We start from the raw sequence: 14,057 nt of genomic DNA on the forward strand, positions 1-14,057 counted from the left end.
TTTTCACTCCGGCTAACCGCCAGAGTGAACGGCGCCTTCACCATTGGTCCCCACCGCCATGAATGCCGCCACGGATGCATTGAACGATCCCGCCGCGCGTCGCAGCGTTGCGGGGCTCGGTGTGTTCGATGCAAAGATCAGGCTCAGCCGTGACGGCTCATCCGCAAGCACGACCGGAAGATCGGCTTCACGAATGGCCCGGGCCGTCGGTGTCGTATCCTGGCGCGCGGCGTGAACCGTGAGCAGCAGGCGCAGATCCGGAATCCGGGGGCTGCGTCCACTTGCCAGGGCGACAGGCAGGGCCTGATCATCGAGGTTGGCACTTATGTCCATGGCCACCCTGCTAGCAGCCAAAAGATAAGCGCTCGTAAAGGCCGTGGTGACAGGTTGTTAGGTGAGATTACCGGTGCATAGACCGCGACGGACGGTCTTTACTCGCTGGTCACCGGTTGCGGGTGCTGGTCGCTGCGCCCCAATGCGCTTATATGGTGCCAATGGACGGACTTTTTCAGCTTCCAACGCCTCTGCAGGGCAAGCGCATCGTCGTTGCCATGTCCGGCGGCGTGGATTCCAGCGTGGTTGCGGCGCTGGCCGCACGGTCGGGCGCGGAAACGATCGGCGTCACGCTGCAGCTTTACGATCATGGCGCCGCCGTGGGGCGGACGGGAAGCTGCTGCGCCGGGCAGGATATTCGCGATGCGCGGGCGGTCGCAGATAAGCTCGGCATCGCGCATTATGTCTTCGATTATGAAAGCCGCTTCCGCGAAAGCGTGATGGACCGCTTCGCCGATGAGTATCTGGCCGGCCGCACGCCGATTCCGTGTGTCCGCTGCAATATGGGCGTCAAGTTCACCGACCTGTTCGCGCTGGCCCGCGATCTGGGTGCCGATTGCCTGGCGACCGGCCATTATGTCCGGCGCGTTGAAGGCCCGGCCGGGGCTGAGTTGCATCGCGCCGTCGATCCCGCGCGAGACCAGAGCTATTTTCTGTTCGCAACGACGCAGGATCAGCTCGATTATCTGCGCTTTCCCCTCGGCGGCATGGAAAAGCCGGTCGTCCGGCAGATCGCGGCAGAACTGGGGCTTGGGGTTGCGCTCAAACCGGACAGTCAGGACATCTGCTTCGTGCCGGATGGCGACTATGCCGGCGTGGTGCGGAAAATCCGGCCCGAAGCCGATGATGCGGGGGATATCGTCCATATCGATGGTCGCGTGCTGGGGCCGCACAAGGGCCTGATCCATTATACGGTCGGGCAGCGGCGTGGGCTGGAGATCGGCGGCCTCGCAGAGCCGCTCTATGTCGTGCGCCTGGATGCCGAGCAGCGCCGGGTGGTGGTGGGGCCGAAGGCGGCACTGGCCGTGCGCGCCGCGCGCCTTGACGAGATCAACTGGCTCGGCGGGACGTTCCATGGAAGCTTGAGCGCGAAGGTGCGGTCCATGGCCCGTCCCGTTCCCGCCCGGCTGAATGGCGACCGGCTGATCTTCGAGAGCGAAGAATTTGGCGTGGCGCCGGGTCAGGCGGCAGTGCTCTACGATGGAGACCGGGTGCTCGGCGGCGGCTGGATCGCGGAAACGGAAGGCGCGGAGATGGCCATCGCGTAAGGGCCGCGAGCCCTACCGTGAAACAAAACGTCAACTCCCATGGCTTAGAGGTGAGTGGCGGCTTGCGGAGTGCGTCCATGGCAATTTTGAAAAGGATCAAGGGTCGGGCGAATCGAATCGCAAGGAACCTTTCAGGTCGGGTGGTGGATGTTTTCCATGATCGGGCGATCGATCCCAAAATCGCCCGCTTTCGGGCCTCCGAGCACTTCCAGTCCATGCCGAGCCTGCGGGTTCTCGTGGTCGGCGTTCAATCGAACCGCTCGCCGCAATCGCTCGGCGAAATCTATGGCCGGATGCAAAGCGACCGCCACCGCATCACCTTTGACAGCAAGGGCGTCGATAATCTCGGCAAGCTGGACAACACCAACGTCCTCCTCGCGCGGCATGATCTCAACGCGTTCGACTGGGTGGTGATGACCGATGACGATATCGAACTGCCCGATCAGTTCATGGACACTTTCCTTGCGCTCGCCGAATATGCCGAGCTGAAGATCTGCGGTCCCGCGCAGCGCGGCTATTCTTATTGGAGCCGCGAGATCATGCGCCGTCGCAAGGGCGCGTTGGTGCGCGAGACGAACTTTGCGGAGGTCGGCCCGCTGGTCGCCTTCCGCCGCGAGGTGTTCGACATCGTCTTTCCCTTCCCCTCGCTGAAATACGGTTGGGGCGTCAACACCGTCTGGCCGGTGCTTGCGGAGAAGGAAGGCTGGAAGACCGGGGTCGTCGACGGCACGGCGCTCCGGCACACCAAGCCCATCGGCGCGACCTATGATTTCCGCGAGGCGGCGCGCGAAGCGGAAGAGTATATGAACCGCTTCGGCATCGTCACCGGCGTGCATGTGCTGCATACCTACCGGACATTTTACGAGGCGGGCTGACGATCCTGTGCGCTTTGCCGTGAATAAAACGTCAACTCCCATGTCGTAGGGCGAGTGACGGTTTGCGGGAGTGCGTTCATGGCAATTTTGAAAAGGATCAAGGGTCGGGCGAGTCGAACCGCGAGGAATCTCTCAGGCCGGGTGGTGGACGTTTTCCACGATCGCGCCATCGATCCCAAAATTGCCCGCTTTCGGGCTTCCCAGCACTTCCAGTCCCTGCCGAGCTTGCGGGTTCTCGTGGTTGGCGTTCAATCGAACCGCTCGCCGCAATCGCTGGGCGAAATCTATGCTCGGATGCAGAGCGAGCGACACCGCATCACCTTTGACAGCAAGGGCGTCGATAATCTCGGCAAGCTGGACAACACCAACGTCCTCCTGGCGCGGCATGACCTTAGCGAATTCGACTGGGTGGTAATGACCGACGACGATGTCGAACTGCCCGACCAGTTCATGGACACTTTCCTTGCGCTCGCCGAATATGCCGAGCTGAAGATCTGCGGCCCCGCGCAGCGCGCCTACTCTTATTGGGGGTGGGACATCATGCGGCGGCGCAAGGGCGTGTTGGTGCGTGAGACGAACTTTACGGAGGTCGGCCCTTTGGTCGCCTTTCGCCGCGAAGTGTTCGACATCGTCTTTCCCTTCCCCTCGCTGAAATATGGCTGGGGGTTGGACCCGGTGTGGCCGGTGCTCGCGGAGAAAGAAGGCTGGAAGACGGGCGTCGTCGACGGAACGGCGCTCCGACACACCAAGCCCATCGGCGCGACCTATGATTTCCGCGAGGCGGCGCGCGAGGCGGAAGAGTATATGAACCGCTTCGGCATCGTTACCGGCGTGCATGAGCTGCATACCTACCGGACATTTTGCGAGGCCGGCTGACGATCTAGCGGGCCCGTCCCTCGCCGGCTAGTTAATCACCGGGATGAGGTCGTCCTCATTGGAGGCGGGCGTGTCAGCCACTTCACCGATGCGCAGCATGGCGAAGATGACGCAGCTCAGCACCGTCATCGCGATCAGGATGACCATCAGCCAGGCAAGGCCGCTCGCGCCATAGATCCACGCATAAAGGCTGGCGCCCAGCGCGACCGGCAGGTTGGACAGCGAATTATAGATCGTGAACTGGGTGGCGCCGACCCGCTTGTCGGACAGACGCATCCGCAGCGGGTTGGAACTGATCGACGTCAGAATGTCCGTCGCCTCGCGCCCGATGGAGAGCAACACGAAGACGGTGCCGATCATCGCGACCTCGGGCGAGAGCAGGAAGACCAGCGACATGACCGCATAGCCGGCATAGGTGATGACGGTCGCGCGGCGCGGCCCGATCTTCCCGACGAGGAGGGAGCCGACGCCCATGCAGGAGATCGACACCAACAGGCCGACCGTGGCGACCATCCCCGAATAGCTGCTGGTGCTGAAATTCGCCTGTGTGGTCGCGAAGACCGGCCAGAAGGCAGTGAATGCCCCGCCCACCGCGCGGCCGAGCACGCTGGCGGCGAGCAGCACCAGACTGTCGCGCTTGATCATCGAGCGGAAGGTGATGGCGAGGATGCGCAGCCAGGGCAGGCCGTGGGCGCTCAGCGCCTCGGCCGAGGCCCGGCCTTTTGTCCATGGCAGCAGCTTCTCGCCCGGCCGCTCGCGCAGCACCAGAGCGAGCAGCAGGAAGCCGGCATTGAAGGGCAGGAAGGCGGCAAAGGCGATCGCGGCGCCATAATGCTGGAGCAGATAGCCCCCCATCGCGCCACCAATGGCCATGCCCAGCGCCTGTCCGCCGAACATGAAGGCGCTGGCCGTTCCCTGTTCCTCATCTGGAAGGATATCGACCGCGAGGCCATCGACCGCTACGTCCTGAATGGCACCGCCGGAGAAGATCAGCACGCCGAGCACGGTGATGAGGCCGAGATCCTGCGGTCCCGGTGCGGCAATCGCGGCAACGGTGAGGCCGATCAGGATGACAGCCTGCGATCCGATCAGCCAGGCGCGCCGCCGCCCCATCGGCAGATAGGCATAACGATCCATCAGCGCCGCACCGATGAACTTGAAGCTCCACGGCAAATAGGCGGTCGCCACCAGCGAGGCGATGGCGGCAGGCGGCATCTGGTTCGAGGCAAGCCAGGCTGCCACCGCTGTCAGGAAAAGCCCGAGCGGGAGCCCCTGCGCCACGTAGAAGGTCATCATGCTGCCGATGCGCAGCCGCTTGCTCTCGCTCAATATCAGGCTGATGACGCGTCCCCTGCGGCTTGATTGTCCGGCCGCTCAGGATGCTAGAGACTCATCGGCAAAGTGCAATGGCCTGACTGACGACCCCGCCGGCAGGGCGCGGTCAGCGCGTGGGGCGCGACATGACCTGCGCATTGCCGTCCGGCTGGACCATGATGAGATGAGCATCCCCTTGATCGCACTGGGCGCGCCAGGTGGGCACGCCGCCTTCCGGCTCGAGCCGCTCGACCTTCGTGACGTCGCGGCAGGAAATATCGGCATCGCGAATGGCGCGCAGGAAGACCGCCTGCTGCTGCGTTTCGGAGAGATTTTCGATGGCCGCGACATGGTCGATCGCGTTGGCGGCGTTGTCCATCGCATTGCGGGCCAGCGCGGCATTGTTGGCTGCGCCTGCGCTATTCTCTTGGCTGGCGCCGCCGCCACAGGCAGCGAGCGAGAGCGTGGCCAGGCCGATCAGGAAAACACGCATGGGTCTATCTCCGGGGCGTTCTTGCTGGGGCGGGCATGATAGGCCGGCGCAACCGCGATTGCGACCCTTATCGCCGGCTTATGGCGCGCTCAGCGCGCGAAGAGCGCCTTGAGCCACTTGTCGAGCACCGGCGTGGCGGGATAATCCGGGTCGCCCAGCCGACGATTGATTTCCATGTGGCCCTGCAGGCCTTTGCCCTCGAACCGGTCGACCTGCACCGGCGTTCCGGCCTTTCGCAGAGCCTCGGCCAGCGCGCGGGCCTGCGCGGTGCCATCCTCGCGGTCGACATGGAAGATGAGGAAGGCCGGCGCATTGGGCGCAGCGGCGTGCAGCGTCGGAGAGAGAGCCCGCTGCCGGGCCGGATCGTTGCCGAAGGCCTCTGTGTAGGTCTTGCCCATGATGCGCGGCCCGGACTTCATTTGGGCCGGCACGTCATATGCGGCGCCATCCAGCGCCACGATGCCGGCGGCGGCATCTGGTGCCAGACCGGCCTCGCGCAGATAGCGCGGGTCCGTGCCCACCAAAGCGACGAGATGCGCGCCCGCGCTGTGCCCCATCAGCAGGATCCGCCGGGGGTCGATGTTCAGCTTGTCCGCGTTGGCGATGACATAGGCGAGGGCGCTGGCCACATCCGCCGCCTGCTGCTCGACCGTCGCCTGCGGCACCAGCCGGTAGTCGATGGAGGCGAGCGCATAGCCCTGCGCCGTCAGATGCGCGACCTTGCGCTGGCCCGTGGCATTGGTCTTGTTGCCATGCTGCCATCCGCCGCCATGCACGAAGATGACGAGTGGCACCGGCGCGGACCTCTGCCCAACAGCGGGCCAGAAGGCGAGGGTCTGCGCCGGGTCGCGCCCATAGGCCATTTCGCGCCCGTCCACCGTCTTGTCGGCTGCGATATCCTGCTGCATCCGTCCGGCCATGCGCTCGCGAATGCGATCGCGCAGGCTTGCATCGGCGGGCAGGCTGGTAACACCGACCGTGGCCACGATTGCGGCGATGAGCGTGACGCGAGGTAAATGAGAGCGAATCATGAGCCTGACTTTCGAAAACGCCAGGCCTTTTGATTGGGAACTTTGCCTTACAATGCGATGAACGGAAGTTTGCTGCTGGTGAATGGTCCCATCTCCTGACATGCCTGCTCGCCGCACCTGCCTTGACGGAAGGTCCATCGAGCGGCTAACGGGCGCCCCGGACCGGGTGCGATGGCGCGCCCGCTTTGATCCAGTCCGACCACCGAGTCCTGTCGAAGGGTGGTCGCGATCCGCCCGGCAGGCGGAGACGTGTATCCATGGCAAATGTAACCGTGATCGGCGCCCAGTGGGGCGATGAAGGCAAAGGCAAGATTGTCGATTGGCTGGCCAGCCGCGCCGATTGCGTCGTGCGCTTCCAGGGCGGTCACAATGCCGGGCACACGCTCGTCGTCGGCGAGCAGGTCTACAAGATCAGCCTCGTGCCTTCGGGCATCGTCACGGGTACGCTCTCCATCATCGGCAATGGCGTGGTGCTCGATCCCTGGGCGCTCAAGGCCGAGATCGAGAAGCTGCAGGGTCAGGGCGTGCATGTGACGCGCGACAATTTCGCCGTCGCCGACAATTGCCCGCTCATCCTGCCGATCCACCGCGATCTTGACGGCCTGCGCGAGACGGCCGCCGGCAAGGGCAAGATCGGCACCACGGGCCGTGGCATTGGTCCGGCTTATGAGGACAAGGTCGGTCGCCGTGCGATCCGGGTCTGCGATCTCGCTCATCTTGATTCGCTGGAGCCGCAGCTCGATCGGCTGTGCGCCCACCATGACGCGTTGCGCGCCGGCTTTGGCGAGCCGCCCATCGACCGGGCCAAGCTGATCGCCGATCTGCGCGAGATCGCGCCCTTCGTGCTGCAGTTCGCCGAGCCGGTGTGGAAGCGCCTGCGCGATGTGCGCAAGGGCGGCAAGCGCATCCTGTTCGAGGGCGCGCAAGGCGTTCTGCTCGACGTGGACCACGGCACCTACCCGTTCGTCACCAGCTCCAACACGGTGAGCGGTACGGTCGCCTCGGGCTCCGGCATGGGGCCGAGTGCGGCTGGCTTCGTGCTCGGCATCGTGAAGGCCTACACCACCCGCGTCGGCTCCGGGCCGTTCCCCACCGAGCTGGTGGACGAGACCGGCGAGCGCCTCGGCCAGCGCGGCCATGAATTTGGCACCGTCACGGCCCGCAAGCGCCGCTGCGGCTGGTTCGACGCGGTGCTGGTCCGCCAGACCTGCGCGCTTTCGGGCGTCACGGGCATCGCGCTCACCAAGATCGACGTGCTCGACGGGTTCGAGACGATCAAGATCTGCACCGGCTACCGGCTGAATGGCGAAATCATCGATTATCTGCCCGCGCACGCGGCCGATCAGGCCGCCGTTGAGCCAGTGTATGAAGAGATGGATGGCTGGGAAGGCACCACCGTCGGCGCCCGCTCCTGGGCGGACCTGCCGGCGCAGGCCATCAAATATATCCGCCGCATCGAAGAGCTGATCGAATGCCCGGTCGCCAGCGTCTCAACCTCTCCACAGCGTGAGGACACGATCCTGGTGCGCGATCCGTTCGAGGATTGAGGACAGGCGGGGCGCGCGTTGGCGCGCCAGCATGCTTTCGCAAGGAAAAAGGCGGATCGACGCCGGACGGAGCTTCCTGTCCGGCATCGGTCCGCCTTCGCGGTCTTCGGGTCAGAAGAGCAAATAGAGCAGGATGATGATGGGAATCGGGATCCCGATCAGCCACAGCAAGATGCCTTTACCCATGTCATCAGTCTCCTTCTTGTCTCCTTGACCAATGCCTCGCGCGCCAATCCGTTGCCTTGATGGGCGAATGCGGCCCGCAATTGCAGTTTCGCGCGTGAGGGCCTAAAGCGCGCCGGCTATGAGCCGCTCCATCACATTCGCCATTCCCAAGGGACGCATTCTCGAAGAGGCCCTGCCGCTGCTGGCGCACGCGGGCATCGAGCCCGAGGCGGAGTTCCATAAGAAGGAAAGCCGGGCGCTGCGGTTCGCGACCAATGTCGAGGGCCTGTCCATCATCCGCGTGCGCGCATTCGATGTGGCGACCTTCGTCGCGCATGGCGCAGCCCAGGTCGGCATCGTGGGGTCGGACGTGATCGCCGAGTTCGGCTATTCCGAGCTTTATGCGCCGGTCGATCTCGATATCGGCCATTGCCGCCTGTCCATCGCCGAGCCGGCCGATGCCGTGCCCGAGGTGCTGGGGGCTGCCAGCCATGTCCGCGTCGCCACCAAATATCCGCATCTCACCCGCGCTCATTATGAGGCGCTGGGGGTGCAGGCCGAGTGCGTGAAGCTGAATGGCGCGATGGAACTGGCGCCCTCGCTCGGGCTGGCGCGGCGGATCGTCGATCTCGTCTCGTCCGGCGCGACGCTCAAGGCCAATGGCCTCGTTGAAACCGCGAAGATCATGGACATTTCCGCGCGGCTCATCGTCAACCGGGCGGCGATGAAGATGCGCGCTGCCGAGCTGGTGCCAATGGTCGAGCGCTTCCGCGCTGCCGTGGAGGCCAGCCGTGCCGCTTGAGTTGGATGCCCGTGATGCGGGGTTCGCTGCGCAGTTCGAGGCGCTGGTCAACGCCCGGCGCGAGGCGGATGAGGATGTCGCACAGGCTGTGCGCGATATCGTCCGGCGCGTGCGAGGCGAGGGCGACGCAGCGCTGGCCGACCTGACCGCGCGGTTCGACCGCTTCGATCTTAATGCGCAGGGCTGGTCGATCAGCGCCGAACAATGCGCGCAGGCCTATGCGCAGATCGACGCGCCGCTGCGCGATGCGCTCAACCTCGCCGCCGAGCGGATCGCGACCTATCACGCGAAGCAGAAGCCCGAAGATGCCGGCTGGACCGACGAGGCCGGCGTGCGGCTCGGCGCGCGGTGGAACGCCGTGGAAGCGGCGGGCATCTACGTGCCGGGCGGGCTGGCTGCCTATCCCAGCTCGCTGCTGATGAATGCCATTCCAGCCAAGGTCGCCGGGGTCGAGCGCATCGTGATGATGTCGCCGACGCCGGGCGGGCAGCTCAATCCCGCCGTGCTGGCGGCGGCGCACATCGCCGGCGTGAGCGAAATCTGGCGCGTCGGCGGTGCTCAGGCCGTGGCGGCGCTGGCCTATGGCACGGAGCGGATCAAGCCGGTGGACGTCATCGTCGGGCCGGGCAATGCCTGGGTCGCGGAAGCCAAGAGGCAGGTTTACGGCGTGGTCGGCATCGACATGGTGGCGGGGCCGAGCGAGATCGTGGTCGTCGCGGACGGCAAGAACGATCCCGAATGGATCGCCGCCGATCTGCTCAGCCAGTCCGAGCATGACGAGACCAGCCAGTCGATCCTGTTCACCGATGATGCGGCCTTTGCAAAGGCCGTGGCTGCGTCGGTCGAGGGCTGGCTCAATCGGCTCGAAACCGGCGCTCGCGCGCGGGTGAGCTGGACCAACAATGGCGCGATCATCCTAGTGCCGGACCTTGAGGCCGCGCTGCCGCTGGTCGACCGGCTGGCGCCCGAGCATCTCGAACTGGCCGTGGACGATCCGCAGCCGCTGTTCGACAAGGTGCGCCATGCCGGATCGGTGTTCATGGGCCGGATGACGCCGGAGGCAATCGGCGATTATGTCGCCGGGCCGAACCATGTGCTGCCGACCGGGCGCCGCGCGCGCTTCTCCTCCGGGCTTTCCGTGCTGGATTTCATGAAGCGCACCAGTTTCCTGCAGCTCGATGCCCGCGCCATCGGCGCCATCGGCCCGGCAGCGCTGGCGCTGGCGCAGGCGGAGGGGCTGCCGGCCCACGCGGCCAGTGTGGCGGTGCGGCTGAAATAGACAGACCCGATGCAGAGGCGCGCGGAACGGGATGGTGAAATCCCGTATCCATCGCGCGCCCGAACCGATATGAAGGACGCAATGAAGCCAACGAAATCAAAGTCCCGCTCTGCGGCGCGGCTCGCGGCCGTGCAGGCGCTCTACCAGCAGGAGATGGAAAGCACGCCGTTGCCGCTGCTCCTCCATGAGTTCCATCAGCACCGCCTTGGCGCAACCATCGAGGACGTGACCTATCACCCCGCCGAACAGGCTTTCTTCGATGATGTGGTGAAGGGCGTGGACGCGCGCCGCGACGAGATCGACCAGCATATCATCGACCGGCTGGCCAAGGGCTGGTCGATGGAGCGCCTCGACAAGCCGATGCGGCAGATCCTGCGCGCCGGCACCTATGAGCTGCTGGCCCGCGCCGACGTGCCCACGGCGAGCGTCATCAGCGAATATGTCGATGTCGCTCACGCCTTCTACGACAAGCGCGAGGCCGGCTTCGTCAACGGCCTGCTCGACGGCATCGCCAAGAGCGTGCGCAGCTAAGATGAGCGCGGAGGCGGACCTTCTCCGCCGTCTGCGCGCCATGGCGAGCGACCCCGCGGCGCGCGGCCTGATGGACGATGTCGCGGTGATGCCCACCATGGGGCAGCAACTCGTCATCACCAGCGACACGATGGTCGAAGGCGTGCATTTCCGCGCCGACGATCCGGCCGAAACCGTTGGTTGGAAGCTCGCGGCGGTCAATCTCTCCGATCTCGCCTCCAAGGGCGCGGTGCCGGTCTCCTGCCTGCTGAACTATGGACTGACCGGTCAGCCCGGCTGGGACGAGGGGTTCCTCGATGGGCTGGGTCGAGCGCTGCGCAGCTTCGGCATGCACCTCATCGGCGGCGATACCGTAAAGCTGCCGGCGGGCGCGCCGCGCGTGCTTAGCCTGACCGCCATGGGCGAGGTGCCCGCGCATGAACAGGTGCCGGCACGCACCGGCGCGCGACCGGGCGACCGCTTGTTCGTCTCCGGCCCGATCGGCGATGCAGGAGCGGGTCTCGCCTTGCTCGATGAAGGGCTCAAGGAGCCGGCGGAACTGATCCGTGCCTATCGGGTGCCAACGCCGCATATCACGCTCGGGCAGACGCTCTCGTCGCAGGCGCATGCGATGATGGACGTCTCCGACGGGTTGCTGATCGATGCGCAGCGCATGGCGCTGGCCAGCGACTGCGCGGTGGAAATCAATCAGGTGCCGCTGTCGGACGCCTATGTGTCGCTGCGCGGGAACGGCATCGAGGCGCGGCTGGCTGCTGCGACGGCCGGCGATGATTATGTGCTACTCGTTGCCTTGCCCGGCACGCTGGCGCCGCCGCGCGGACTGCTGGAGGTCGGGCGGTTCAAGCACGGCGACGGGTTGACGGTGCGCCTTGATGGCAAGGCAGTGCCGTTGCCGGCGCGGCTGGGCTACGAGCACGGTTAGAAGGGGGTGACGGTCGCTCTCGTCCGTTCGTGCTGAGTAGGCTCTGAGTAGCGCGGTGGCGCGTATCGAAGCATCGCGCCGCGAGCAGTCCTTCGATACGCCATTTCGACAGGCCCAATGGCTACTCAGGACGAACGGATTAGGGGAGTGCGGCCGTTGGGCGGATCGCAAGGCCGGCGACCTGTTCGTGAGCTGTTACGGCCTTATTCCTGGCCCCGTTCGTGTCGAGGCCTTCGACTGCCCGTAGGGCGGGCGCTCAGGATAAACTTCAGCTGTAAGCTGAAGTCGACACACAGCAGGGCGGCGCTTGCGGCATCTCGACTTCGCTCGATGCGAACGGACGCGTAGCCCCGATCCCGCCCCTCCTTTTAACCGCTTGACGGCACGGGAGAGCGCTTTACCTTCCGCTCCAAAGCCGAACATGGGCGGTCAACGCCCGGGCACCGTCACAGGGGAGAACGCGATATGACCTCGGTCTTGATCGCCATTGGTTGCGGCCTGCTTGCCGTGATCTATGGTCTGGTGACCAGTCGCCAGGTGCTGAGCGCGCCGGCCGGTAGTGCCAGGATGCAGGAAATTGCGGGTGCCATTCAGGAAGGCGCCAAAGCCTATCTCGGGCGACAATATACCACCATCGCTATCGTCGGCGTCATCGTCGCCATCATTCTCTTCTTCACGCTCGGTCTGCTCTCCACCGTCTCATTCCTGATCGGTGCGGTGCTCTCGGGCGTCGCCGGTTATGTCGGCATGAACATTTCCGTGCGGGCCAATGTCCGCACCGCGCAGGCCGCGAGCGAATCCCTGCAGGGCGGGCTGACGCTGGCCTTCCGGTCCGGCGCGGTCACCGGCATGCTCGTGGCGGGCCTCGGCCTGCTCTCCATCGCCGGGACGTTCTGGTATCTGACCGGGCCGGGCGGCCTCGCGCCCAATGATCGCTCGATCATCGCCGCGCTGACGGCGCTGGCTTTTGGCGCCTCGCTCATCTCCATCTTCGCGCGGCTGGGGGGCGGCATCTTCACCAAGGCCGCCGATGTTGGCGCCGATCTCGTCGGCAAGGTCGAGGCCGGCATCCCAGAGGACGATCCGCGCAATCCGGCGGTCATTGCGGACAATGTCGGCGACAATGTCGGCGACTGCGCCGGCATGGCGGCCGACCTGTTCGAGACCTATGTGGTGACGCTCGGCCTCACCATGGTTTCCATCGCGCTGCTGGTCGATGCGCCCTCCGCGCAACTCATGGCGCTGATGTCACTGCCGCTGGTGGTCGGCGGCATCTGCATCATCACCTCGATCATCGGCACCTATTTCGTGCGGCTGGGCAAGTCGCAGAACATCATGGGCGCGCTCTACAAGGGCTTCTGGGTGACGGCGGGCCTCTCGGTGCTCGGCATCTATTATGTCACCAACCGCGTGCTGGGCGACATGGATGTCGCGATCGGCGCGGGGCTGGATGGCACCGGCGGCTATACCGGCATGGCGCTGTTCTGGTGCATGCTGATCGGCCTGATCGTCACCGGCCTGCTGGTGTGGATCACCGAATATTACACCGGCACCAATTATCGACCGGTCAAGTCCATCGCCAAGGCAAGCGTCACGGGCCATGGCACCAATGTGATCCAGGGTCTGGCGATCAGCCTTGAATCGACGGCGCTGCCGACGTTGGTCATCACCATCGCGGTGATCGCGACCTACCAGATCGCCGGGATCATCGGCGTGGCCTTCGCGGCTACCTCGCTGCTCGCATTGGCCGGCATGGTCGTCGCGCTCGATGCTTATGGCCCGGTGACCGACAATGCCGGCGGCATCGCGGAAATGGCGGGCCTGCCCGATGATGTGCGCCACCGCACCGATGCGCTCGATGCCGTGGGCAACACCACCAAGGCGGTGACCAAGGGCTATGCCATCGGCTCGGCGGCGCTGGCGGCACTGGTGCTGTTCGGGGCGTACACGGCGGATCTGGAAATCTACTTCCCGGGCATCGCGGTCGATTTCTCCCTGAGCAATCCCTACGTCATCGTGGGTCTGCTGCTGGGGGCGCTGCTGCCCTATCTGTTCGGCGCATTCGGCATGACTGCCGTGGGCCGGGCAGCGGGCGCGGTGGTCGAGGACGTGCGTGAGCAGTTCCGCAGCGATTCGGGCATCATGGCCGGCACGTCCCGGCCCAATTATGCCCGAACCGTGGACATCGTGACCAAGGCGGCGATCAAGGAAATGATCATTCCCTCGCTGCTGCCGGTGCTGACGCCCATTGCGGTCTACTTCATCATCACCGCCGTGGCCGGGCAGGCGCAGGGCTTCGCGGCGCTGGGCGCGCTGTTGCTTGGCGTGATCGTTTCTGGGCTGTTTGTCGCGATCTCGATGACGAGTGGCGGCGGCGCCTGGGACAATGCCAAGAAATATATCGAGGATGGCCATCATGGCGGCAAGGGCTCCGAGGCCCACAAGGCTGCCGTGACGGGCGACACGGTCGGCGATCCCTACAAGGATACGGCCGGCCCGGCGGTCAACCCGATGATCAAAATCACCAATATCGTGGCGCTGCTTCTGCTCGCCGCACTGGCGCACGGGGCGATGTAAAGATCCCGGCGCACATCCCGGAAACGGGAGAGGAGGAAAGCCCG

At 65.2% G+C, this 14,057-nt stretch carries 13 protein-coding genes; 9 read left to right on the forward strand and 4 right to left on the reverse strand.

The features are described 5' to 3' along the window. Nucleotides 1-12: 12 nt before the first annotated feature. On the reverse strand, nucleotides 13-333 hold the full coding sequence (locus M2335_RS03360; protein WP_181558526.1) for a hypothetical protein: 321 nt from the start codon (nucleotides 331-333) through the stop codon (nucleotides 13-15). Between the two features lie 161 nt (nucleotides 334-494). On the opposite strand from M2335_RS03360, the gene mnmA reads away from it, so the two are divergent. The 3 genes from mnmA (at nucleotide 495) to M2335_RS03375 (ending at nucleotide 3,352) form a co-directional block, all read left to right on the forward strand. Continuing rightward, entirely contained in the window at nucleotides 495-1,601 is a 1,107-nt protein-coding gene (gene mnmA / locus M2335_RS03365; protein WP_264593787.1) for a tRNA 2-thiouridine(34) synthase MnmA, read from the forward strand. Between the two features lie 143 nt (nucleotides 1,602-1,744). Then, nucleotides 1,745-2,476, forward strand: a complete 732-nt coding sequence (locus M2335_RS03370; protein WP_264593788.1) for a hypothetical protein — start codon at nucleotides 1,745-1,747, stop codon at nucleotides 2,474-2,476. Nucleotides 2,477-2,620: 144 nt separating this feature from the next. Continuing rightward, nucleotides 2,621-3,352, forward strand: coding sequence for a hypothetical protein (locus M2335_RS03375; RefSeq protein WP_264585836.1), 732 nt, complete (start codon nucleotides 2,621-2,623; stop codon nucleotides 3,350-3,352). A 27-nt stretch (nucleotides 3,353-3,379) separates the two neighbouring features. On the opposite strand, the gene M2335_RS03380 is transcribed toward M2335_RS03375, so the two are convergent. The 3 genes from M2335_RS03380 to M2335_RS03390 all read right to left on the reverse strand — a co-directional run bounded on the left by M2335_RS03380 (nucleotide 3,380) and on the right by M2335_RS03390 (nucleotide 6,079). Continuing rightward, nucleotides 3,380-4,681, reverse strand: a complete 1,302-nt coding sequence (locus tag M2335_RS03380) for an MFS transporter (protein ID WP_264593789.1) — start codon at nucleotides 4,679-4,681, stop codon at nucleotides 3,380-3,382. 112 nt (nucleotides 4,682-4,793) lie between these two features. After that, entirely contained in the window at nucleotides 4,794-5,159 is a 366-nt protein-coding gene (locus M2335_RS03385) for a hypothetical protein (RefSeq protein WP_264577265.1), read from the reverse strand. A gap of 89 nt (nucleotides 5,160-5,248) precedes the next feature. After that, the gene (locus tag M2335_RS03390) at nucleotides 5,249-6,079 is read right to left on the reverse strand and encodes an alpha/beta hydrolase (RefSeq protein WP_264580067.1); all 831 of its coding nucleotides are present in this window, start codon (nucleotides 6,077-6,079) and stop codon (nucleotides 5,249-5,251) included. 368 nt (nucleotides 6,080-6,447) lie between these two features. On the opposite strand from M2335_RS03390, the gene M2335_RS03395 reads away from it, so the two are divergent. The 6 genes from M2335_RS03395 (at nucleotide 6,448) to M2335_RS03420 (ending at nucleotide 14,013) form a co-directional block, all read left to right on the forward strand. After that, nucleotides 6,448-7,737 carry an adenylosuccinate synthase gene (locus tag M2335_RS03395; RefSeq protein ID WP_181558533.1) on the forward strand — a complete coding sequence of 430 codons (1,290 nt, stop codon included), beginning with the start codon at nucleotides 6,448-6,450 and terminating at the stop codon, nucleotides 7,735-7,737. 304 nt (nucleotides 7,738-8,041) lie between these two features. Next, a complete protein-coding gene (hisG, locus tag M2335_RS03400; protein WP_181558534.1) occupies nucleotides 8,042-8,704 on the forward strand; it encodes an ATP phosphoribosyltransferase in 663 nt (220 codons plus the stop codon). After that, entirely contained in the window at nucleotides 8,694-9,983 is a 1,290-nt protein-coding gene (gene hisD, locus M2335_RS03405) for a histidinol dehydrogenase (protein ID WP_264593790.1), read from the forward strand. The genes hisG and hisD overlap by 11 nt, the downstream gene beginning before the upstream one ends. A gap of 81 nt (nucleotides 9,984-10,064) precedes the next feature. Then, nucleotides 10,065-10,514 carry a transcription antitermination factor NusB gene (nusB, locus tag M2335_RS03410; protein WP_264571892.1) on the forward strand — a complete coding sequence of 150 codons (450 nt, stop codon included), beginning with the start codon at nucleotides 10,065-10,067 and terminating at the stop codon, nucleotides 10,512-10,514. Between the two features lies 1 nt (nucleotide 10,515). Continuing rightward, nucleotides 10,516-11,436 (forward strand): thiamine-phosphate kinase, encoded by a 921-nt coding sequence (gene thiL / locus M2335_RS03415; protein WP_264593791.1) that lies wholly within the window; start codon nucleotides 10,516-10,518, stop codon nucleotides 11,434-11,436. A 465-nt stretch (nucleotides 11,437-11,901) separates the two neighbouring features. Further along, a complete protein-coding gene (locus M2335_RS03420; RefSeq protein WP_264593792.1) occupies nucleotides 11,902-14,013 on the forward strand; it encodes a sodium-translocating pyrophosphatase in 2,112 nt (703 codons plus the stop codon). Nucleotides 14,014-14,057: the final 44 nt, after the last annotated feature.

The organism is Sphingobium sp. B12D2B (assembly GCF_025961775.1).
GTDB lineage: Bacteria > Pseudomonadota > Alphaproteobacteria > Sphingomonadales > Sphingomonadaceae > Sphingobium.